Below are 508 nucleotides of genomic sequence, written 5' to 3' on the forward strand. Positions count from 1 at the left end.
AAATTGTACTATCTTGATGGAACTAATAATCCTAATATTAAAGGAGCAAGAATATTAAAATATCCAAATGATAAAGTTTTATACTGTTATAAGTATATTACTTTAGCTAAAGAAATAGAAATAGAAAATGAAAAAGTTTTGGTTGGATTTAGTACAAATGGTTATTGCTTTGAATGTGGTTTGAGAAAGAAAATACCTTACAGAGATGAAAATAGAACAGAAAATATTTTAACAAAAATTGAAGAAAAGAAAATCAATTTTGAAGGATATGAAAGATGGACTAATAATATTCATTGGGATTATCATTGGTATTATTATAAATATTTTGATACTTGTGACAATATATCATTATTAGATAATGAATATAAAATATTAAAACCTGTTATAGACGCTTTTCTACAAAATAAATAATTATTAATTTGTTATTAAAATAAAGGAGTTTAACTTAAATTAAAAGCTAAGCTCCTTTTTTAATACTAAAATAAAAAATATCATATTTCAATAAGAA

General features: G+C 21.1%; 1 protein-coding gene. It reads left to right on the plus strand.

Going from position 1 to position 508, the window contains the following annotated elements; all coding sequences use genetic code 11:
- Nucleotides 1-411 (plus strand): hypothetical protein (locus EZH24_RS14515; protein WP_161976201.1); only part of this gene is annotated, 411 nt, incomplete at its 5' end.
- Between the last annotated feature and the right edge of the window lie 97 nt (nt 412-508).

The sequence above is a fragment of the Brachyspira catarrhinii genome, assembly GCF_005518285.1.
GTDB lineage: Bacteria > Spirochaetota > Brachyspiria > Brachyspirales > Brachyspiraceae > Brachyspira > Brachyspira catarrhinii.